Origin of the sequence: Aeromonas encheleia (genome assembly GCF_900637545.1) — a bacterium.
Lineage (GTDB): Bacteria > Pseudomonadota > Gammaproteobacteria > Enterobacterales > Aeromonadaceae > Aeromonas > Aeromonas encheleia.
On record NZ_LR134376.1, the window covers coordinates 4,070,905 to 4,092,485 of the forward strand.

Here is a 21,581-nt window from a genome sequence, read left to right on the forward strand (position 1 = left end):
TCTCTCAGTCTGCCGCAAGCCGTTTGCATTCATCGGCAACCCGCTCGGCGGCATCGGTAATAGCGACGCGACGGGCGGCTTGGGCCATGTTCAATAGGGTTTCCCTGCGCCCGGCGAGCCAGGAGAGACGCGCGGCCAGAGAGGCCGTGGTCAGCTCGGATTGGGGCAGGAATTCGGCCGCACCGCCGTCGACCAGGGTCAGGGCGTTGCGGGTCTGATGATCGTCCACCGCGTGGGGCAGCGGCACGAAGATGGCGGCGACACCGGCGGCAGCCACCTCGGAGACCGTCAGGGCCCCCGCGCGGCACACCACCAGATCGGCCCAGGCATAGGCGTCGGCCATGTCCTTGATAAATTCACTCACCTCGGCATCGGCCCCCAGCCTGGCGTAAGCCTCCGCCACGGCGTCGCTATTGCCCTTGCCGCACTGGTGGCGCACCTGGATGGGCACACCGGCGGCGGCCACGGCAGGGGGCACCTGCTCGTTGAGCACCTTGGCACCCAGGCTGCCGCCGACGATCAGCAGGCGCAGCGGCTCGGCACTGCTGCGCAGCTGCGGATCCGGCAGGGCCACCACTTCCGGGCGTACCGGGTTGCCGACCACGGCGGTGCGACGGCTCGGCGCGAAGGCGCCGGGGAAGGCCATCAGCACCCGCTTGGCGAGGCGCGCCAGCAGCTTGTTGGTCATGCCGGCCGCCGCATTCTGCTCATGCAGCAGCAGGGGAATGCCGGACAGCCAGGCCGCGACGCCACCGGGGCCGGAGGCGAAGCCCCCCATGCCGAGCACCACGTCCGGGCGAATGGTCTTGAGCACCTTGCGGGCCTGCAGCACGGATTTCACGATGCGGTAGGGCGCGGCCAGCAGTCGCTTGATGCCGTTGCCACGCACCCCCTGGATGTCGATGAAGGAGATGGGATAACCGTGGGCGGGCACCAGCTCGGCCTCCATCCGGTCGGCGGTACCGAGCCAATGAATGGTCCAGCCCTGGGCCTTGAGGCGATCGGCCACTGCCAGCCCGGGGAACACATGACCCCCGGTACCGCCTGCCATCACCAGTAGCGTCTTGCTCACGAAACCTCCCGCACGCGCGCCTGGGCACTGGCCTGGCGCAACTCGAAATCGATACGAATCAACATGCTCACCGCCACCATCATGATGATGAGACTGGAACCACCGTAACTGACCAGGGGCAGGGTCAGGCCCTTGGTCGGCATCATGCCGCTGGCCGCGCCGACGTTGACGAAGGTCTGGAAGCTGAACCAGATGCCGATGCCGATGGCCAGATAGCCCTCATACAACTTCTCGGCCACCAGCGCCTGATGGCCGAGTCGCAATGCCTTGTACGCAAGTGCAAAGATGAGGAGAAGCGCGCCCAGCACGCCCACATACCCCAGCTCCTCCCCCAGGATGGCGAACACGAAGTCGGTGTGCGCCTCCGGCAGGTATTCCATCTTCTGGATGGAGTTGCCTAGCCCCTCGCCAAACCAGCTGCCACGACCGAATGCCATCAGCGACTGGGTCAGCTGATAACCGCTGCCGAACGGGTCGGCCCAAGGGTCGAGGAAGGAGGTCACTCGCCGCATCCGGTAGGGCTCGGCGATGATCAGGGTCACCACGGCGCTCACCCCGACCAGGATGAGGCCGATGAACTGCACTAGCCGCGCCCCTGCCAGGAACAACATGCCAAGGGAGGTCACGAACATCACCACCACCGAGCCCAGATCCGGCTGGGCCAGCAGCAAGATGGCCACCACGAACAGCACCGCCATGGGCTTCATGAAGCCGATGAAGCGCTCACGCACCTCGTTCTGGCGGCGCACCAGATAGCCCGCCAAGTAGACAAACAGCGCCAGCTTGCCAAATTCCGCAGGCTGCAGGTTGAAGGGGCCGAGCGGCAGCCAGCGGATAGAACCGTTGACGCTGCGGCCCACCAGCAGCACCAGCACCAACATCAGGATGGCAAGCAACAGCATAGGGCTGTTGTATTGCTGCCAGCGCGCCATCGGCACCTGCAGCACGAACCAGGAGATGCCGAGCGCCATCACCAGGAACAGGCCGTGACGCTTCACGAACATGAAGGGGTCGTTGTTGATGGCGATCCCCTCCGGAATGGAGGCCGACGCCACTATCACCAGGCCCACCGACATCAGCGCCAGCGCCAGCACCACCAGCTGCCGATCGTAGAGACCGGCGGGGCGCGCCGGTAACAACCAGCGTTGCAGCAGAGCTGCGATGGTGCGCAGGGCATTCATAGGGCCAGCACCAGTTCGGTGAAGCGATCGCCACGGGCTTCGAAGGATTTGAACTGATCCAGGCTGGCGCAGGCCGGCGCCAGCAGCACCCAGTCGCCGGGTCTGGCGTCGGCGGCGGCCTTGGCGACGGCGGCAGCGAGATCGGCGACCCGTTCGGTCTGCTCACCCAGGGCGAGCAGCACCTCGGCGTCCTGGCCGAAGCAGTACAGGTGATCGATCTGGTTGCCGAGCAGCGCCTGCACCGGGCCAAAGTCCTGGCCCTTGCCCTGGCCACCGGCCAGCAGCAGCAGCCGGCCCTTGACCGATTCGCGCACGCCGGCCACGGCCGCCAGGGTCGCCCCCACGTTGGTGGCCTTGGAGTCGTTGATCCAGCGCACCCCGTTTACCTCCCGCACGAAGCGGGCACGGTGGGGCAGGCCCTCGAAGCGGCGCAGCACCCGCAGCTGTGGCTCACGGGGGATGCCGACCGCATCGCACAGGGCCATGGCCGCCAGGGCATTGGCCTGGTTGTGGGCACCGACGATCTTCATCTCGTCGACGGCCAGCAGCGGCTCCCCGTGCAGGGTCAACCAGTGGCGGCCGTCCAGCAGGCAGCGGCCGTAGCCGTTGCAATCCAGGCCGAAGCTCTGCCACACCTGACCCACGTCGGGCAGAGTCTGGGCATCGTCACGGTTGATCAGTATGTGTTGGGAATGCTGATGGATCTCCTGCTTGGCGGCGCGATAGTCGGCCATGCCGGCGTAGCGATCCATATGATCTTCACTGAGGTTTAGCACCACCGAGGCGGCGGCACGCAGGCTGTGGGTGGTCTCCAGCTGGAAGCTGGAGAGCTCCAGCACGCAGAGATCCATGGGCTGCTTGAGCAGCTCCAGCGCCGGGGTGCCGATGTTGCCACCGACCCCGACCTTGAGGCCCGCCTCGGCGATCATCTCACCGACCAGGGTGGTCACTGTGCTCTTGCCGTTGGAGCCGGTGATGGCGATGACCGGCACCTGGGTCTCGCGCACGAACAGCTCGATGTCGCCGATGATGCGCACCCCGAACTCGGCCGCGGCCTGCAGCTCGGGGGTGGCCAGGGCGATGCCCGGGCTCGCCACTATCATGTGGGCCAGCTTGAGCCGATCGGCGTCCAACCCCTGGACGAGTTCCACCCCGGCCGGCAGTTGTTCCCGGCCTGGCGGATTGGCTCGCGTATCCATCACCAGCGGCGTCACGCCGCGGCTCAGGAAGTAGTCGACGCAGGAGAGTCCGGTTTTACCGAGTCCGATGATGATGACCATGGCTTACCTCACCTTCAGGGTGGCGAGGCCGAGCAACACCAGCATGAGGGTGATGATCCAGAAGCGCACTATCACACGCGGCTCCGGCCAACCCTTCTTCTCATAATGGTGATGGATCGGGGCCATGCGGAAGATCCGCACGCCGCGCAGCTTGTAGGAACCCACCTGCAGGATCACCGAGACGGTCTCCATCACGAAGACGCCACCCATGATCACCAGCAGGAACTCCTGACGCACCAGCACGGCTATGGTGCCGAGGGCACCGCCCAACGCCAGCGAGCCGACGTCGCCCATGAAGACCTGGGCCGGGTAGGTGTTGAACCAGAGGAAGCCAAGACCCGCGCCGACGATGGCGGTACAGACGATCACCAGCTCGGAGGTATAGGGTACGTAGGGGATGTGCAGGTAGTTGGCGAAGTTGACGTTGCCGGTCGCCCAGGCGATCAGGGCGAAGCCCCCCGCCACCATCACGGTCGGCATGATGGCCAGACCATCCAGGCCGTCGGTCAGGTTGACCGCGTTGGAGGTACCGACGATGACGAAGTAGGTCAGCACGATGAACATCAGGCCGAGCTGCGGCATCACATCCTTGAGGAAGGGCACCACCAGCTGGGTCTGGCCATCATGGGTGGCCGTGGCGTAGAGGAACACCGCCACCCCCAGCGCGACCGCCGACTGCCAGAAGTACTTCCAGCGGGCGATCAGACCGTCGGTATTCTTGCGCACCACCTTGAGGTAGTCGTCGGCGAAGCCGATGGCACCGTAGGCGCCGAGCACGAACAGCACCAGCCAGACATAGGGGTTGTCGAGGCGGCTCCAGAGCAGCACCGAGGTGAAGATGGCGGCGATGATCATCAGGCCGCCCATGGTCGGGGTGCCTTTCTTGCTGAGGTGAGACTCAGGACCGTCGTTGCGGATCACCTGGCCGAACTTCATGATCTGCAGGCGGCGGATGAGGCGAGGCCCCATCCAGAGCGCCACCGCCAGACCGGTGATGATCGACAGGATGGCGCGAAACGTCAGGTAGGAGAAGACGTTGAAGAAGGTGAAGTGCGGGGTGAGCAGTTCCGCCAGCCAGACTAGCATGTGGCTGACTCCTGACGGTCAGCGACCATCTTGACGATATCTTCCATGCGGGAGCCGCGGGCCCCCTTGACCAGAATCGAAATTTCTTGATGTGTATTTATCATTTGCGCAAGCACTTCAAACAACGACGCCTTGTTATCGAAATGTCGGCCAGCCGCGGCATCTGCGGTGTGGCGACTCTGTTCCCCTACTGTCAGCACGGCGTCAAGACCGCGCTCGCGGGCGTGGCGTCCGACCCGGGCGTGTTGCTCGGCAGACTCCTCACCCAACTCCTTCATGTCACCGAATACCAGCACCTTGTAGCCGCCCATGGCGGTCAGGGCATCGATGCCTGCCAGCACGGACTCCACGCTGGCGTTGTAGGTGTCATCCACCAGGGTGAGACCACCCCAGCGCTGCACGCAGAAGCGGCCCTTGACCGGCGCCATCTGCTCCAGTCCCGCCTTGACGGAAGCGAGCGAGGCACCCAGCGCCAAGCAACCGGCGGTGGCGGCCAGGGCGTTGGCCACGTTGTGACGGCCGGGAATGGCCAGGGTCAGGCTCACTTCCCCCTGCGGGGTCACCAGCACGCACTCGGCGCAGCCTGACGCATTGAAACGAATGTCGCGGGCATGGAATGGCTGGCTTCGATCCTCGATGGAGAAGGCGCAGTGAATGCCCTTCTCCTGCCACTTTGGCCAGAACTCGTTGTCGGCGTTGACGATAGCCGTCCCCTGCTCGCCCAGGCCGGCGAAGATCTCGCTCTTGGCGTGGAAGACGCCCTCGAGGGAACCGAATCCCTCCAGATGCGCGGCCGCCACGTTGTTGATGATGGCGGCATCGGGTTTGACCAAGGAGGTGGTCCAGGCGATCTCGCCAGGATGATTCGCCCCCAGCTCCAGCACCGCAAATCTGTGTTGCGGCTCGAGGCGCAGCAGGGTGAGCGGCACCCCCACTTCGTTGTTGAAGTTGCCGGCGGTGGCCAGCACCTCCCCTTCGTGGCGCAGGATGGCGGTCGCCATCTCCTTGACCGTGGTCTTGCCACAGCTGCCGGTGATCGCCAGCACCTTGGGGTTGAGGCGCTCGCGCACCAGCTTGCCGAGCCGCCCCAGCCCCTTGAGGCTGTCGGCGACGATCAGCTGGGGAATGGCCAGCGGCAGCTCGCGCTCCACCAGCAGGGCCGAGGCCCCGGCGGCGACGGCCTGATCGCAGAAGTCGTGGGCATCGAAACGCTCGCCGCGCAGCGCAACAAAGAGTGCGCCCGCACCCAGGGTACGGGTGTCGGTACTGACCGCCGTGATCGCCGCGTCGTCACCAATCAGACGGGCATCGAGCACCTGCGCCAGGTCGGCAAGCCTGAGGGTCATCATGTGAATGACTCCAATAATGTGTGCAAGGCGGCCGCGACGGTTTCCCGGTCGCTGTAGTGCCGCTTGTCGGTTCCAATGATCTGATAATCCTCGTGACCCTTACCGGCCACCAGGATGATGTCCTGTGTGCTCGCCTGACCGATGGCCAGATTGATCGCCTTGACCCTGTCGTGCTCGATCTGCACCGAGTCGGGATCGCGAAGACCCGCCACCATGTCCGCCATGATCTGGGCCGGCTCCTCGGTACGGGGATTGTCGTCGGTCAGGATCACGCGATCCGCATGCAGCTCCGCCATGGCGGCCATCATGGGACGCTTGCCGCGATCCCGGTCGCCACCACAGCCCACCAGACACCAGAGTTGGCCCTCGCAGTGCACCCGCAGGGCCTGCAACGCTTTCTCCAGCGCATCCGGGGTATGGGCATAATCGACCACGGCGAGCGGCGCCTTGCCGCCCCCGAAGCACTCCATGCGGCCGGTCACCGGCTGCAATTGCGGCGCGCTGGCCAGCAGCGCATCGAAGTCGTAACCGAGCACCAGCATGGCACCCATCGCCGCCAGCACATTGCTGACGTTGAAGCGGCCGAGCAAGGGGGCGGATAATACACCATTCCCCCAGCTGGAGTTAATCCTGGTGTGAAAACCTTGTTGGTGAAAATGGGGATCCTGCGCCGTTAACTGTCGCCCAGGATGGTTTTCAATCGGGCCATTCACCCCGAACGCCACGGCCTCGGGATAACGTGCCAGCCATGCCTGCCCCACCTCGTCGTCGGCATTGATGACCGCATTGGCTTCCTCGACCAGCTTGAGCAGCTCTTCCTTGGCGGCGCCATAAGCCTCCATGGTGCCGTGATAGTCCAGATGATCCCGGCTCAGGTTGGTAAACACGGTCGCCGCGAAGGGCAGCGCCGCCACCCGATGCTGCACCAGACCGTGGCTGGAGACCTCCATCGCCACCAAATCCGCCCCCTGCCGTTGCAGGGCCGCCAGATTCGCCTGCACCTGCAGGGCGCTGCCGGTGGTGTTTTCCGCTTCCACCAGCTCACCGAACAGACCGTTGCCGACCGTGCCCATCACCCCGGCCTTGCCCCCCAGCAGGGTGCGCCAGTTCGCCACCAGCAGCGCCGTGGTGCTCTTGCCATTGGTGCCGGTGATGCCCACCAGTTGCAGCTGGCTGGCGGGTTGGCCGTAGAAATCGCCGGCCAGGCCGGAGAGACGAGCGGGCAAATGGGGGATCCCGAAACAGGGCACCGCCAGGGTTGGCGCCACAAATTCTCCATCCTCCTCAAACAGGACGGCGGTCGCTCCCTGAGCCACCGCCTGTTCGATGAAGCGTCTGCCATCCATCTGGTGGCCTCGAATGGCCACGAAGAGGCAACCGGGCCCGACCCGCCGGCTGTCCAGCTGGAGGTCGGTGAGGGGGAGCGCCGGGGCAGAGATGCCGAGGGGGCGCAGCAGTTGATCAAGCGCGCGGGACAACATGAGAAGCCTCCAACTGGGCAGGAATACAGGCGCCCGAACGGCGCGACGACAGGGGAAAAGGCCCGCGACTTGGGTCGCGGGCGGGAGATTGTTGCCAATCAGGTGCGTGGCGCGGCATTGGGAGCCTCCACACGGGCGAGTTTGGCGGGCACGGCAGGCGCTAGCCCATCGGGGCGAATGTTGAAGAGCTGCAGCACGCCGCCCATGGCCTCGGCAAAGGGCGGGGTCGCGACGGCACCGCCGTAGTAGGCGCTGCCCTTGGGCTCGTTGATCACCACCACCATGACGAAGCGGGGGTTGCTGGCCGGAGCGAAGCCGGCGAACCAGGCCATGTAGTCCTTGCCATAGCCCCCGGCGACGGCGACCTTGGCGGTACCACTCTTGCCGCCGACCCGGTAACCCGGGATCTGCGCCTTAGGGATGGCGTTGCTGACCACGTATTCCAGCGCCTGCAGCATGGCGGTGGCGTTGTTGTGGTCGATGACCTGCTCACCCTTGGGCGGCTGGGTCACCTTGATGATGGAGAGGGGCACCCGCTTGCCCTTGTTGGCCAGGGTGGCATAGGCGGAGGCCAGCTGCAGCGGGGTGACCCGCAGGCCATAGCCGAATGACAGGGTCGCCCGCTCGATATCGGACCAGCGGCGACGCTGGGGCAGCATGCCGCTGCTCTCGCCCATCAGGCCGCTGCCGGTGTCCATGCCGAAGCCGACCATGCTGAGGGTGTTGATCATCTCCTGGGCGGGCATCCGCAGCGCGATGCGCGACATGCCGATGTTGGAGGAGTAGCGCAGGATGTCGTACAGATTGGTCGCCTTGTGAATGCTCACATCGCGGATCTGCTTGGCGCCGATGAACAGGGGGCCGCCCTGGATGGTGTCCTTCCAGCTGGTGACACCCGCCTGGAGTGCACTCAACAAGATCAATGGTTTGATGGTCGAACCCGGCTCATAGGTATCGGTCACCACCCGGTTGCGCACCCGGAAGCTCTGGTACTGGCCACGGTTGTTCGGGTTGTAGGAGGGGGTATTGACCATGGCGAGCACCTCGCCGGTCTTCACGTCCAGCATCACCATGGAGCCGGAGGTGGCCTTGTTCTCGTCGGTGGCGCGCTTGAGCGCGCGATAGGCCAGTGCCTGCACCCGCTGATCGATGCTCAGCTGCAGATCGTTGGAGTTCTTGCCCTCCTTGACCAGCCCGAGCCGCTCGATGACCCGGCCCTGGCGATCCTTGCGCACCCGCATCTCGCCCGGGGTCGCGGTCAGCCACTCGTTGTAGCTGCGCTCGATCCCCTCGATGCCGCTGCCATCTATGTTGGTCACCCCCACCAGGTGGGAACTGATCTCGCCGGTCGGATAGAAGCGACGAGCCTCGGGCCGCAGATAGATGCCCCCCAGCTTGAGACCCTTGATGTATTCCGCCACCGCCGGCGTCACCTGCCGCTGCAGGTAGACGAAGCGCTTGCTCGGGTTGGAGATGCGGTGCTTGAGGGTGTTGATGTCGAGCTTGAGCACGGCGGAGAGCGCCAGCCAGGCGCGCTCGTTATGGATGGCACCGGACTCGTGCACCGTCTTGGGATCGGCCCAGACCGCCTCGACGGGCACCGACACCGCCAGCTGTTCGCCGTTGCGATCGGTGATCATGCCACGCACCGCCTGGGTGGAGGTGGTACGCAGCGAGCGCATGTCCCCCTCCTGACGCAGGCGGTCCGGGTCGATCACCTGGATCCAGGCCAGCCGCAGGATCAAGCCGGCAAACGCGATGCCGATGAAGAACACCAGCGTGCGAAAGCGCCACGGATAGAGTGACGGGGCTTTGGCCTTGGGTGGGGCCTTGGTGGCGGCCTTGCGTTTCATGGTTGTGTTATTACCTTCTCGGTGGTCACCAGCGGGCGAGCCATCTGCAATTTGTCCATGGCCAGACTCGCCACCCGGGAGTGTTCGGCCAGGGTGCCCTGCTCCAGCAGCAGGTGTCGCCACTCGATGTTGAGCCTATCCTCTTCCGCCATCAGGTCATTTTGCTGGGCGGTCAGGCCGCGGGTCATGTTGGTCACTAGGATCACCGCAAAGGCGGTGAGCAGCACGGCAACGGATAGCACGATCTGCAGCTTGTGCCGCCAGAGATCGCCGATGATCTCCTTGGCCAGATGGACACGCACCTCGCTCATGACTCAGTCCGCCAGCCGCTGGGCGACCCGCAGCACTGAGCTGCGGGATCGGGTATTTTCGGTGACTTCGTGCTCAGAAGGCTTGAGCGCCTTGCCGATCGCTTTCAATTTACGGCCACCGGCCAGCTGCGCCTCGGTCAGCGGGATGCCACGCGGCACCTCGGGTCCCTTCTCATGCTTGCGGATGAAGTGTTTGACCAGCCGGTCCTCCAGCGAATGGAAGCTGATGACGGAGAGGCGCCCCTCGGGAGCCAGTGCCTGCAGCGCGCCGTCCAGTGCGGTCTCGATCTCGTCCAGCTCGCTGTTGATATAGATGCGGATGGCCTGGAAGCTGCGGGTGGCGGCGTGCTTGCCCTTCTCCTTGCTCGGGTTGACCCGGGCGATCATCTCCGCCAGCTGGCGGGTGCGCACATAGGGCTCGGTGACTCGATCGTGGACAATGGCACGGGCAATCTTCTTGGCGAAGCGCTCCTCGCCGAAGGTCTTCAAGACCCAGGCGATGTCGTCCACATCGGCCCTGGCCAGCCACTGCGCGGCGCTCTGGCCGCTGGTCGGGTCCATCCGCATGTCGAGCGGGCCGTCCTTCATGAAGCTGAAGCCGCGCTCGGCATCGTCAAGCTGGGGGGAAGAGACACCGAGATCCAGCAGGAAGCCGTCGACCTTGCCCAGCAGGCCGCGCTCGACCAGATAGGTGGTGATGCCGGAGAAGGGACCGTGCACGATTTCGAAGCGGGGATCCTGGATCTTGGCGGCCTCGGCGATCGCCTGGGGATCCCGGTCGATGGCGATCAGACGGCCGTTCGGGCCGAGCTGCTGGAGAATGAGACGAGAGTGACCACCCCGGCCAAAGGTACCGTCGACGTAGATGCCGTCCGGCTTGATGGCCAGCCCTTCGACGGCTTCGTGCAACAGCACTGTGATGTGTTCAGCGGCTTGGGTCATTTATAAGGAAAAGTCCTGTAGTCGTGGTGAGCTTGCCCAATCGTCCTCGGGCAGGCCCTGGATATCGTCATTGATCTGTTGCTGCCAGCGGGCTTCATCCCACAGCTCAAACTTGTTGAGCTGGCCCACCAGCATAATTTTCTTGTCCAAGCCGGCATGGCTGCGCAGCGGCTGGCTGAGCAGCAGGCGGCCATTGCCGTCCAGCTCGCACTCGGTCGCGTGACCGAGCAACAGGCGTTGCAGGCGGCGCTCCGCCGGGTTGGTGCTGGAAAGGGTCTTGAGCTTGCGCTCGATCTCTTCCCATTCATTCAGGGGGTAAAGCAGCAGACAAGGGTGGGCAATGTCGATGGTGCAGACCAGCTGGCCGTCGCTTTCATCGCGCAGCCAATCTCGGTATTTGGTCGGAATCGCCAATCGCCCTTTGCTGTCCAGGCTGATGGCGTGAGCGCCACGCAACAAATTGCAGTCCCCGAAGGTGAGTTTAAGGAGGCAAACTGCCTGATAAAACCACTTTGATCCACTTTTCTCCACCATGAAGTTTAAGGACGAGCAGGAGGCTTTTCAAGCGAGGATGGCGGGCATGGGGAACATATTGACGCAACACCGGGGCACTACCGATTAAATGAATTGATTTTCCACAAGTTATTCATGAATAAAATAAATCTCCCTCATCAGGAACCACCTGTAAATAATCGAGCTCAGGGGGAAATAATGAAACGAAACAGCACGACGGCGCACAAGATGATGCACACCCCCACCACGGGATAAATGATGTATCCGTCCCCCGCCCGCCGGGCGCGCAAACAGACCAGCTGACAGAGCAGCAGGTTATAGACGATGAGAAGGAAAGTCAGCAGAAGGTTGGAACCAAATGTCAGTTCATCTGCATACATGACGTAGAGCCACATCAAACCAAAATTAACGAGGATCAGGTAAAGCAAAAACTTCTGGATCGCCCTACCCGCCTTTGGGGTCTTTTTTACTCGTGTTATCATGCTCATCACGTCCTGGATACCACATGAACAGTCGACAGAAACTGTCAAAAACTGTTGAGATTCATCATGTTTTTATCGCCTTCCTGCCAGGTCATTACCCCCCTGATGAGACTATTATTCCGTTTCCTTGCCAGCCTGCCGCTGCTGACCAGTACTTATTGTTACTCCTATGATACTTATCATTGGCAGGCGGGCTTTCCTACCCCTATAGCAGGAAAAGGAGCCGAACTGGTCACCCAGCAGACGCAATTCCTGCTGCAACAACGAGTGCACCTGCAGGGGCGGATTGCCCAATCCCAACCCATGATCCGTTGGGTGGAGCAGCAGGTTCGCGAACGTAAAATGCCTTCCATACTGGCATTACTCCCCCTGATAGAGAGCAGTTATCGTCTTGATGTGGTCTCCTCTGCGGGAGCCGCCGGCCCCTGGCAACTGATGCCGGATACCGCTGCCCGTTTCTCCGTCCCTATGACAACTAGCTTCGATGGTCGCTATTCATTGCCCCTGGCAACGGAAGCTGCGCTGTCCTATCTCGGTTGGTTATATCAGTTCTTTGGCCAAGACTGGCTGCTGGCACTTGCGGCCTATAACGCGGGGGAAGGGCGGGTATTAAAGGCCGTACTCAGTGCTGGAACGCGCAACCTGTGGGAACTGTCGCTGCCTACTGAGACGCGCCTCTACGTGGCACGTTTCCTCGCCTTGTCTCAGTTGCTGGAGCGGGCTGCACACTACAATTTTGCTCTGCCGTCGTGGCAAGAAGGGGACAGCATACAGGTATGGCAGCAGCCTGGAAGCTGCTCCCTGCGGAGCTGGGCGATGGCCAAAGGGGTGTCCATGAATGAGGCTAGCCGTTGGAACCCAGCCTGGCAGTTGCCCGATGCCCAGGGGGTGAGCAACTGCCCAATCGTCTATGGTCGCGGCAAAACACCCCCGGCAGTACGCGAGAGTGAACGTCCCCTGCTGGTGCGTGCCGTGTCGCTGGAGAGTCTGCATGATCCCCTGCTGCTACAACCAGCCAGAGGGTTGAACATGAGCCGGGGAGGTCTCAGCCTCGCACCGTTGCCGGATCCACTGGGATTGGAACAGACCCGCCCTCTGCTGGCGCCATGAAACTGTGACGCCAGTGGCTGAGTATGGGGGCGAGATCGACAGACCCCGGGTCACCCCAGCGAGCACCATAGAAGCTGAGGTATTGGCCTATCGCCCGCCGATGGGTGATCTGGCATTCCAGCACGATCCGAGGTGACAATGACAGACTGACGGTATCGGGCAATGCAAAGCGGGCGGGGGCCAGAAAGCCCACCCCGCCCGGCCCAATGTCCTTGATCACCACCCGGCCGATACGCTTGTCAAACAGCAGACCCGACACCATGAGCCGGGCTGCGATGCCGCAACTCTGGGATTCCAGCGGGGTAGCACCATCATGCAGATACCAGCGAGGTAGCTTGCGCCTGGGGTCATTGAATGGGGTTGATTCCGGCAGATAGAGGTCAGGGGTTCCCATGGGCAGTGGCATCCTTGGCTTGCTGGGTGGCGGCTTGGGTTTGGGCGCTGAATAGCTGTTCCAGATTCTTCTCTGCCTGGCTCGTCATCACCAGCAACTCGATGCGGCGATTCTGGCTGCCCCTGGGATCGGAGGTATTTTCCAGCATGGTGTCCGACATGGCGACCACCTGGCCCACCCGCTCGGGCGGCATGCCGCCTGCCAGGAGCACCCGTCTTGCCATCATGGCGCGGTCGGAAGACAGCTCCCAGTTACTGTAGTTATCGCCTGCAAAGGGCGAGCTGTCGGTGTGACCGGAGATCATGACCCGATTCTCGATGCGCTGGAATATGGGTGCCAATGCCATCAGCAGGTGGCGGAAATAGGGGCTGATGCGGGTGCTGCCACGGCTGTACATCTCACGCTCATCATCATCGCGGATCAGGATCCTGAGTCCCTGTGGCACCAGTTGCAGCTCAAGGTTGTTCTTCGCCTGCATCTGATCCGCCATGGACGCGATGAAACTGGCCAGCTGCTTCATCTGTGCCTCTCCCTCTATCTTGCCCGCCAACAGGCTCTCATAGCCACCATTGGCGCCATCGGTGAAGATGCTGCGGTTGCGTTCCATATGCCTAGGCATGCGCTGCCCCTCGGCCACAAATTGGGGGCTCAGCTCTTCCAGCACGGATGGATTGCCACCGAGATCCACCGGATAGGGACTATTTCTGATGTCGAAGGGGTTCGCCTCACTGTCCATGATGCTGTAGTCACGCAGGCGGCTGGCGACCACTTCGCGCTCTTCCTGGCTGGAAACGGCCAGGATCCAGAGCACCATGAAGAAGGCCATCATCGCCAGGGTGAAGTCGGCAAAGGCAACCTTCCATGCCCCGCCGCTCTTGGGGCCACTGCTGCGCCGCTGCTGGCGCTTGATGATGATCTGCTCGTGATTACGCATTACATGGCCCTGTTCGTCACCCAGTCTTCCAACTCAAGGAAGCTGGGTTTCACGTCGGGCTCCAGCATCTTGCGGCCCGAATCGACGGAGAGCAACGGCGTCTTGCCGCGCAACTGGGCAATCAGGATCGACTTGATGCACATCAGCATGCCGATGCGGCGCTTGACCATCTCTTCCATGGCATTGCTGATAGGCTCCAACAGGCAGTAGCAGAGGAAGATGCCGATGAAGGTTCCCACCAAGGCGGCGGCCACATGCACCCCGATGTTGCTAAGCGGGCCATCGAGCTGTTGCATGGTGATGATGATCCCCATCACGGCCGCGAGAATACCGAAGCCAGGGCAGGCCTCTCCTGTCTTGTGCAGGGCATGAGACGGCTTGAGCATGTCCTCCTCGATGGCCATGATCTCCTGCTCCAGAATGGTATCCAGCTCGTGGGGTGTGATCTTGCCCATGCCCAGCAAGCGCAGGTTGTCGATGATGAAACCCAGTAATTGCGGATCCTCCGACACCTGGGGGTACATCAGGAAGACCGAGCTCTGCTGCGGGTTCTCGACATGTTCATCCAGCGCCTTCATCCCCTTGTTACGGGTCTCTTCCAGTAGTTGATGCATCAGGGTCAGCAACTCGCGGTAGATCTCCTTCTCATCCTTGTTGGATTTGAAACAAAGCTTCACCTGACGCCACATTTCATGCATCACCTCCTTGGAGTTGCCGAGGAACATGGAACCGGCGGCAGCGCCTATGATGATGATGAGCTCGGCGGGCTGCCACAGGGCGATGGGGCGCCCTCCGGCCATCATGAAGCCGCCCAGCACACAAATGAAAATGACACCAAGACCAATCTGTTTTTGCATGGATGCTCCCGCAGAATTCAAGAAGCCCCCTCCCCATGGGAAGAGGCATTAATATATGGAGTCGACCAAACGCTGCTTGAGCTGAAGGACGCACTGCTTGTGCAGCTGACACACCCGCGACTCGGTCAGACCGAGCACCAGCGCGATCTCCTTCATGTTCAGTTCCTGCTGGTAGTAGAGGGAGAGCAGCAGTTGCTCCCGTTTGTCCAGCGAGCCGAGCACCTTGCTAAGAGTCATGGCCAGGTCCACATCGTCAGATTCACTGGCCGGAGCCCTGCCGCCATTTTCCAGCCACTCCTCCAGACTCTGCAGGGCCTCGGCTTGGCTGGCGTAGGCCAGCTGGCGAACCTCCTCAATCGAGCAATCCAGCGCCAGCGCCAGTTCCTGCTCGGTCGGGTTACGCCCCAATCGGTTATACAGCTCCCGCTGTACCTGATTATGACCATGCACCTGCTGACGCAGCTGACGGGGACGCCAGTCCAGACGGCGCAACTCGTCCAGCATGGCGCCACGGATCCGCTTGAAGGCATAGCTCTCGAACTGGGCATCCGGCTCGCTGCCGTAGCGGCGCCAGGCTTCCAGCAGCCCCATCATGCCGACCTGCTCCATGTCCTCTTGATCGAAGCAGGCGCAGACCTGACTGCGCAGGTGGCTGGCCGCCCGCTTCACCAGCGGCAGATAGCGAGTCAGGATCGCATGCTCACCGGTGCGGGGCGGCGAGGTCGCCAGCTCGCAGGGAGTGTCCCAGTCAGAGTCCATCATTCCCGTTACTGCACCAGCACCTTGGTGACCAGCACTTCATCCAGATAGGGTTTGTAGCCATATCCCTGCAGCGTGGCCACCAACTTGACGAGCAGAGAGGCCTGCAGGGCGGAGATGTTTTGCAGCTCCCTCTTCACGGCATCGTGGGAACGATGGCTGAAATACTGCACCATCGCATTGCGGATCAGCGGCGTCAGCTCATTGAGCGTCTCCAGCTGCTTGGGGTTATGGGTTACCAGCGCCAGCTCCAGCACCAGGTAGTGGGGCTCGCTGTCTCCCTCAAGGCTGATGACGAAGCGCTCCATGGGCTTGAACAGCGGAGTCTTGCTCAACTCAGGCTTCGCCTCCGCCAGACCCAGCCAGACGGCGACCGTATCTCGCTTGAGATAGGCACCATAGGCCAGCACCGCCAGCAGGCACAGCGCCATTACCACCATCATCATCCACTTCATGACACGCCGCATAATTTGACATCACTCTCGCTATTGCCGGACTTTGAAAATGTCACACCAGGGCATTGAGCCAATCCTGACCAGAGCCGCTGGATGAGTCTTGTTCTTCCTGCCATTGCCGCCGGCCCGCCAGGATCTTGTCCTGCTGCCAGCGGTCCCCTCGCTCCTGCTCTCCCCCCTGGCCGACATTCACCTCGACACCGCCGGCATGGTGGGGAGCCAAACTCATGCGTAGTCTCTCCATCGACTGGATCAGGGCCTCACGTACCGCCGGGTTGGTCACGTTGAGCTGCACGTTGAGCCGATCTCCTTCAACCCTGACCGTCAGTTCGAGACGGCCCAGCTCAGGAGGGTCCAGGCGGATATGAGCCTGTTTGATGCCTTGGTTGACCTGCAGCTCCACCTTGTCCTTCAACACCTCGACCAGTTGCTGACCCCACTGGGCTGGACTGTCGGCCAGACGGGCTGGCGCCCACTGATACTCTGCCGTCTTGGTCAACGACATTGGCACCAACTGTCCCGCCACCCCTTTCAGGTCGGATATCAGGGGTTCCCGTTCAGACGAGCCATCCCCTCCAAGCAGGGGCTGCAAGCTGGTCAGCAGCTTGTCGGGCAGCGGCAGCTTGTCACCCTGGCCGACTGGCTGGCTCAAGAACCGGGCGAACTCGCCCGTGAGTGGCGCTGGTTTGTCTTTCTGCGCCAAGGCGGGTTCCACGACCGGAGTCCGTTCAGTCTCCCGACGCTCATAGCTAGACAGGGCACGCAATACCGCTGATACGGAAGAGCGCTCATCATGAGCCCCCCCAATACCGACACCGAGAGGGGAAATCGGATCCTGTGTCTGGCGTGCGACCAACAGCCGTGATGCCTCTTCATGACGCACGAATACGGGCTGCATATGGGTAAAGGCCTGCAGTTGCTCGGTCACATCCGTTGAAGGAGGCTCGGTTGCATCGGTATCAGACTCCTCGGCAGACACTTCATCCAGAGGGGGGGTAACCAGGACCTCCTGCTGAAACTCCAGAGGCTGATAGAGTCCCTCCTGCCCTTCAGGCTGACGGGTGAGACGGGTGAGACGGGTGAAACCTGTTGGTTCAAGGGTTGGCACCGGGTCGGCCGCGACGAACTGGATCAGGCCCATTCTTGTGCCTCATCATAGGCTTGCAACCCTTCTCTTTTGTAAGAGAGCGATTGCCATTCTTGTTTGCGCAGGGTGGTTTCTTGCTGGCAAAGCTCAAAGGCTTCCCGATGCCAGACTCGGACCTGATTCCGGGTCGAAGCCAGGGATTGCCATAATGCCGGCTGCAAGCGCACATGGCCGATGAACTGGGCCAGACGATGATCCGCCAGGCGCACTGCATCCCACTGCCCGGCACGGGCCTGCTGTAGGATCAGACGCCCCAATCCCAATAGCTGGCGCTGGCGAGTCTCGTGTTCCGTGCTGGGTTGCACAGCCTCGGTCATGGACATGATGATGGCCTCAAAATAAGACGACCCTGCCAATAAGCAAGGAGTAGGCCAGATATGTATCTGTTGAATTTCAGTACTTTACCATCACCCCACTGCAGATGAGGAAAGCCGGCTTCCGCTTTAGCGAGGATGGCGCGCCATCGCTTCCCAGCCTTCTTTCAGCTCCAGCAGAATGCGACGCACCTCAGCAAAGCCCGTGACATCGTTGCCGACGCTGATCTCGAACAGCCGCTGCCCGCAATAGTCGTACAAGCGGTGCAGATTGGTCGCGAGCTCACCCCCTTTGTCCATGTCGAGGGCGCTGTCGAGCCCCCCCAGGATCTGCAGGCATTTGTTGATGGACTGACCCTTGCGCTCATATTGCTTGGCCAGGATGTGGCCTTCGGCCCGCGCAATCTCATCGAGCAAGCCATCCATCAACATCAGCACCAACTGGTGCGGATCGGCGCTCGCCGCCTTGGCCTGGGTGGCAGCAAACTGATAGGCATCATAACCATCTTGGTGTTCAAACATCAGAGACTCACTTATTCAGGATGAAACGCGATCACCGACTCACAAAGCCCCCATGGTTTGCATCATCTGGTTCATGGTGGTGAATTGATTGAGGTAGCGCTTATACGCGGAATCCATACGGCGATCCAGTGCCTCCATACGTTCGTTCACCCGCTTCTCGCTGGCTTCAAGACCACTCTTGCGCCCCTTCAGCGCACCATCTCGTTTGGTATAAGGATCGAGCGAATCGCCCATCCGCTTGAGCAGGCCATCGTCCCCCATCAGCGCCTTGCCAAGCAGTTCGGGATCCTTCTCCAGCGCCTTGTTGAAGTCGGTCTCATTGAAGGAGAGCTTGCCCGTCTTGTCGGTCTTGATCCCGAGGCTGCTGAGGCTGAGATCATTGGGCAAGTCCCGCACGCTGCGAGACAGCATGCTCTTGAGGCTGCGCACACCGCTGTCGGAGGAGAGTGCCCCTGGTGCCTTGGGATCGCTGGAGGTCATCTTGGCCAGCTCATCCACCAGCTCGTTGTAGCTGTCGACGAACTTCTTGAGGGAGCCGGTGACGGCCTCCTTGTCCTGATCCACTGTCACCAGCAACGGCGCATCCCCGGCTTTTTGTGCCTTGGTCAGCTGGAAGGTCAGCCCATCCACCACGTTTTCAATCTTGTTGCTGGCAGAGGTGATGGTCAGCGGGTTATCCCCCCCCATCCGCAGCTTGGCGTCCTGCGCCTGTGTGATATCGGTCTTGCCAGCCACGGCAGCCCCCAGCGCATTAGTGGCATCTCCGCTGTAGTTGAGGGTGATGGCGTTCTCCACCCCGCTCTCCTTGCTAGTCAGCACCATGCTGATCTTGCCGTTGGTGCGCACCAGAGTCGCCTTCACGCCCGGGTTATCCTTGGCATTGTTGATCTGGGAGACCAGGTCCTTGGCGGTTGCTCCAGCCGGCAGGGTCGCCAGATCGATGTCGATGGTCTTGCCCTTGACAGTCAGGGAGAAGACGCCATCCGCCGGCAAGGGGGTGGTATCGCTATCCAGCTTCAGGCCGACCTGATGGGACTGAGCGAGCTGCTCCACGAAGAAGTTGTACTGGCCCGAGCTAGCCTTGCCGTTGCTCGTCACCGTCATGAGCCCGTCCTGGGACATGGTGGCCTTCTGGGCCTGCAGGTTGGTGGCCTTGTTCAAATCCTTGAGCATGGTCTGGAAGCTCGACAGCTTGGTGTTGAGCGTGCTGATGGCACTCTGCTGTCCCTTGACACTGTCCAGCTGTTTCTTCAACAGCTTGTCCATGTTCTGGCGCTCAATGGCTACCAGTTGCATCGCCATGCTGGCCGGATCTACTTGCATCATCACATCCTTATCAACTTATCGGTGGCATGCCCGTTGAAAAGAGCCCCGCTTCTTTCCAATAAACACGCGGAACCACAGGCTGCCCATGCGGGCAGCCTGAAATCCATTAACGCAGCAGGGAAGTCACCATGCCGGTCATCTGGTTGGAGTTGGACAGCACAGACATGCCAGCCTGCATCAGCATCTGGTTCTTGGTCATGTTGGTGCTCTCCTGAGCGAAGTCGGCATCCATGATGCGACCGTTCGCCAGATCGGTGTTCTCTTTCATGTTGGAGAGGTTGTTGACGGTATGCTCCAGACGGTTGATGTTGGCACCAAAGGCGGATCGTGCCTCACCGATCCCCTTGGAGAAGGTGTCCAGTTCTGTCATGGCTGCAGTCGCCTTGGTCTGATCATCGATACCGGCGGCAACCGCAGTGCCCTTGGTACCTTTATCATCGGCAACGACACCCTTGAGTGCGGTTGCCAGGGTGCCATCATCCTTGAGCTCGAGCTTCTCAGCACCGGTGCCACCGATCTGGAAGGTCACTGCCTTCTGGAAACCCTTATCCTTGGCCAGCAAGGTCTGTCCACCGAAGGTGGTGTTGTTGGTGATGTTGTCCAGCTCGGCACGCAGCTCGCCGAACTCAGCGTTCATCGCCTTGCGATCGTCAGCAGTACTGGTGCCGTTCGCAGACTGGGTGGCCAGATCCTTCATGCGCTGGACGATGTTGCTCATCTCGTCCATCGCACCCTCACCGGTCTGCATCATGGAGATGGCATCCTGAGCGTTGCGCATGCCGACCTTCTGGCCGCTGGACTGGGATTGCAAACGGGTGGCCATCTGCAGACCGGCGGCATCATCGGCAGCAGAGTTGATGCGCAAACCGGTACCCAGACGCTGCATAGCAGTACCCAGCATCTTGTTGGTGGAATTCAGCTGGCTCTGAGTGGTCAGCGAGGCGAAATTAGTGTGAATGGACAAACCCATGATCTACTCCTCAAGAAGGCTGCAATGCAGCAGGTAACCCTATAGAAATGAGAAGCGACGGGAGTCGGCCAAGACTTGAATGGAGAACGAAAAATATGATGAGGAAGCGGAAAGCGGAATCTGGAGGAAATGGGCAGGAGGAAGATGGCACTCATCCCGGGATGAGTGCCACTGGGGTTAACGCAGCAGGGAAGTGACCATGCCAGTCATCTGGTTGGAGTTGGACAACACGGACATGCCAGCCTGCATCAACATCTGGTTCTTGGTCATGTTGGTGCTCTCCTGGGCAAAGTCGGCATCCATGATGCGGCCGTTCGCCAGGTCGGTGTTCTCTTTCATGTTGGAGAGGTTGTTGACGGTGTGCTCCAGACGGTTGATGTTGGCACCGAAGGCAGAGCGGGATTCACCGATCTTCTGGGAGAAGGTATCCAGCTCGGCCATGGAGGCAGTGGCCTTGGCCTGATCGCCGATGCCGACCTTCACCGCAGCGCCATCGGTACCCTTGCCGGTGCCGACCACTTCTGCCAATGCCTTTGCCAGTGTGCCGGTGCTTTTCAGCTCCAGCTTCTCGGCGGCAGTACCACCGATCTGGAAGGTCACGTCCCCCTGGAAGCCACCGCCAGTCTTGAGCAGGCTCTGTCCACCGAAGGTGGTGTTGTTGGTGATGTTGTCCAACTCGGCGCGCAGCTCGGTGAACTCGGCGTTCATGGCAGTGCGGTCTTCGGCGGTACTGGTGCCGTTCGCAGACTGGGTGGCCAGATCCTTCATGCGCTGGACGATGTTGCTCATCTCGTCCATGGCCCCTTCGGCAGTCTGCATCATGGAGACGGCATCCTGGGCGTTGCGCATGCCCACTTTCTGGCCGCTGGACTGGGATTGCAGACGGGTGGCCATCTGCAGGCCAGCGGCGTCATCGGCAGCGGAGTTGATGCGCAGACCGGTACCCAGACGCTGCATCGCGGTGCCCAGCATCTTGTTGGTGGAGTTCAGCTGGCTCTGGGTGGTCAGAGAAGCGAAGTTGGTATGGATGGACAAGCCCATGATGTATTCCTCGATATGACGCTGCCGTGCAGCCTGTTAGGTTGACATCTGATATAGGCGACCCCTTTCTCGCAGAAATGTAGGCTTCCATTCGCATATTTTTATCTTTTCCTCTCGCCTCTCCTCAGTCAGTCCGATACCGCAGTGCCAGTTCATCCGGCATGTTTATTGCTTTGCACTAGCCATCTTCCATCACCGGACC

23 protein-coding genes are annotated in these 21,581 nt (G+C 61.5%); 1 reads left to right on the top strand and 22 read right to left on the bottom strand.

The genetic code is table 11. From position 1 onward, the window contains the following. Positions 1 to 4: 4 nt before the first annotated feature. The 11 genes from murG to EL255_RS18900 form a co-directional block, all read right to left on the bottom strand. Positions 5 to 1,072, bottom strand: a complete 1,068-nt coding sequence (gene murG / locus EL255_RS18850; RefSeq protein ID WP_042653222.1) for an undecaprenyldiphospho-muramoylpentapeptide beta-N-acetylglucosaminyltransferase — start codon at positions 1,070 to 1,072, stop codon at positions 5 to 7. Then, positions 1,069 to 2,253, bottom strand: a complete 1,185-nt coding sequence (gene ftsW, locus EL255_RS18855) for a cell division protein FtsW (RefSeq protein ID WP_042653223.1) — start codon at positions 2,251 to 2,253, stop codon at positions 1,069 to 1,071. The genes murG and ftsW overlap by 4 nt, the downstream gene beginning before the upstream one ends. Further along, positions 2,250 to 3,533, bottom strand: a complete 1,284-nt coding sequence (murD, locus tag EL255_RS18860) for a UDP-N-acetylmuramoyl-L-alanine--D-glutamate ligase (RefSeq protein ID WP_042653224.1) — start codon at positions 3,531 to 3,533, stop codon at positions 2,250 to 2,252. Before murD ends, ftsW begins: the two co-directional genes overlap by 4 nt. Before the next feature lie 3 nt (positions 3,534 to 3,536). Further along, positions 3,537 to 4,619, bottom strand: a complete 1,083-nt coding sequence (gene mraY / locus EL255_RS18865; RefSeq protein WP_042653225.1) for a phospho-N-acetylmuramoyl-pentapeptide-transferase — start codon at positions 4,617 to 4,619, stop codon at positions 3,537 to 3,539. After that, entirely contained in the window at positions 4,613 to 5,968 is a 1,356-nt protein-coding gene (murF, locus tag EL255_RS18870) for a UDP-N-acetylmuramoyl-tripeptide--D-alanyl-D-alanine ligase (protein WP_042653226.1), read from the bottom strand. The genes mraY and murF overlap by 7 nt, the downstream gene beginning before the upstream one ends. Then, positions 5,965 to 7,449 carry a UDP-N-acetylmuramoyl-L-alanyl-D-glutamate--2,6-diaminopimelate ligase gene (murE, locus tag EL255_RS18875; RefSeq protein ID WP_042653227.1) on the bottom strand — a complete coding sequence of 495 codons (1,485 nt, stop codon included), beginning with the start codon at positions 7,447 to 7,449 and terminating at the stop codon, positions 5,965 to 5,967. The genes murF and murE overlap by 4 nt, the downstream gene beginning before the upstream one ends. A 98-nt stretch (positions 7,450 to 7,547) precedes the next feature. Beyond that, a complete protein-coding gene (locus EL255_RS18880; protein ID WP_042653228.1) occupies positions 7,548 to 9,302 on the bottom strand; it encodes a penicillin-binding transpeptidase domain-containing protein in 1,755 nt (584 codons plus the stop codon). Next, the gene (ftsL, locus tag EL255_RS18885) at positions 9,299 to 9,613 is read right to left on the bottom strand and encodes a cell division protein FtsL (protein WP_042653229.1); all 315 of its coding nucleotides are present in this window, start codon (positions 9,611 to 9,613) and stop codon (positions 9,299 to 9,301) included. Before ftsL ends, EL255_RS18880 begins: the two co-directional genes overlap by 4 nt. A gap of 3 nt (positions 9,614 to 9,616) precedes the next feature. Further along, positions 9,617 to 10,555, bottom strand: a complete 939-nt coding sequence (gene rsmH, locus EL255_RS18890) for a 16S rRNA (cytosine(1402)-N(4))-methyltransferase RsmH (RefSeq protein ID WP_042653230.1) — start codon at positions 10,553 to 10,555, stop codon at positions 9,617 to 9,619. Beyond that, positions 10,556 to 11,014, bottom strand: a complete 459-nt coding sequence (gene mraZ / locus EL255_RS18895; protein ID WP_042653231.1) for a division/cell wall cluster transcriptional repressor MraZ — start codon at positions 11,012 to 11,014, stop codon at positions 10,556 to 10,558. 239 nt (positions 11,015 to 11,253) lie between these two features. Then, a complete protein-coding gene (locus tag EL255_RS18900; protein ID WP_042653322.1) occupies positions 11,254 to 11,550 on the bottom strand; it encodes a hypothetical protein in 297 nt (98 codons plus the stop codon). A gap of 255 nt (positions 11,551 to 11,805) precedes the next feature. Between EL255_RS18900 and EL255_RS18905 the strand changes: the two genes are divergently transcribed. Then, entirely contained in the window at positions 11,806 to 12,660 is an 855-nt protein-coding gene (locus EL255_RS18905; RefSeq protein WP_042653323.1) for a lytic transglycosylase domain-containing protein, read from the top strand. Here the strand turns inward: EL255_RS18905 and EL255_RS18910 are convergent. The 11 genes from EL255_RS18910 to lafA (EL255_RS18960) all read right to left on the bottom strand — a co-directional run bounded on the left by EL255_RS18910 (position 12,596) and on the right by lafA (EL255_RS18960) (position 21,379). Continuing rightward, on the bottom strand, positions 12,596 to 13,054 hold the full coding sequence (locus EL255_RS18910; RefSeq protein WP_084228325.1) for a hypothetical protein: 459 nt from the start codon (positions 13,052 to 13,054) through the stop codon (positions 12,596 to 12,598). The genes EL255_RS18905 and EL255_RS18910 overlap by 65 nt on opposite strands. Beyond that, complete coding sequence (lafU, locus tag EL255_RS18915; protein WP_042653232.1) at positions 13,041 to 13,988, bottom strand: lateral flagellar motor protein LafU; 948 nt, start codon at positions 13,986 to 13,988, stop codon at positions 13,041 to 13,043. Before lafU ends, EL255_RS18910 begins: the two co-directional genes overlap by 14 nt. Then, positions 13,988 to 14,845 carry a lateral flagellar motor stator protein LafT gene (gene lafT, locus EL255_RS18920; RefSeq protein ID WP_042653233.1) on the bottom strand — a complete coding sequence of 286 codons (858 nt, stop codon included), beginning with the start codon at positions 14,843 to 14,845 and terminating at the stop codon, positions 13,988 to 13,990. Before lafT ends, lafU begins: the two co-directional genes overlap by 1 nt. Positions 14,846 to 14,893: 48 nt before the next feature. After that, positions 14,894 to 15,607, bottom strand: coding sequence for a lateral flagellar system RNA polymerase sigma factor LafS (lafS, locus tag EL255_RS18925; protein WP_042653234.1), 714 nt, complete (start codon positions 15,605 to 15,607; stop codon positions 14,894 to 14,896). 5 nt (positions 15,608 to 15,612) lie between these two features. Then, positions 15,613 to 16,071, bottom strand: a complete 459-nt coding sequence (gene lafF / locus EL255_RS18930; protein ID WP_042653235.1) for a lateral flagellar basal body-associated protein LafF — start codon at positions 16,069 to 16,071, stop codon at positions 15,613 to 15,615. Between the two features lie 40 nt (positions 16,072 to 16,111). Continuing rightward, entirely contained in the window at positions 16,112 to 17,200 is a 1,089-nt protein-coding gene (locus tag EL255_RS18935) for a flagellar hook-length control protein FliK (RefSeq protein ID WP_042653236.1), read from the bottom strand. Next, positions 17,191 to 17,529: a hypothetical protein gene (locus EL255_RS18940; RefSeq protein ID WP_042653324.1), complete on the bottom strand. Its 339-nt coding sequence runs from the start codon at positions 17,527 to 17,529 to the stop codon at positions 17,191 to 17,193. The genes EL255_RS18935 and EL255_RS18940 overlap by 10 nt, the downstream gene beginning before the upstream one ends. Positions 17,530 to 17,649: 120 nt before the next feature. After that, the gene (gene lafC / locus EL255_RS18945) at positions 17,650 to 18,042 is read right to left on the bottom strand and encodes a lateral flagellar export chaperone LafC (protein ID WP_042653237.1); all 393 of its coding nucleotides are present in this window, start codon (positions 18,040 to 18,042) and stop codon (positions 17,650 to 17,652) included. A gap of 39 nt (positions 18,043 to 18,081) precedes the next feature. Next, the gene (lafB, locus tag EL255_RS18950; RefSeq protein WP_042653238.1) at positions 18,082 to 19,365 is read right to left on the bottom strand and encodes a lateral flagellar capping protein LafB; all 1,284 of its coding nucleotides are present in this window, start codon (positions 19,363 to 19,365) and stop codon (positions 18,082 to 18,084) included. Positions 19,366 to 19,474: 109 nt separating this feature from the next. Continuing rightward, positions 19,475 to 20,338, bottom strand: coding sequence for a lateral flagellin LafA (gene lafA, locus EL255_RS18955; RefSeq protein ID WP_042653239.1), 864 nt, complete (start codon positions 20,336 to 20,338; stop codon positions 19,475 to 19,477). 177 nt (positions 20,339 to 20,515) lie between these two features. Further along, complete coding sequence (gene lafA / locus EL255_RS18960) at positions 20,516 to 21,379, bottom strand: lateral flagellin LafA (protein WP_042653240.1); 864 nt, start codon at positions 21,377 to 21,379, stop codon at positions 20,516 to 20,518. Between the last annotated feature and the right edge of the window lie 202 nt (positions 21,380 to 21,581).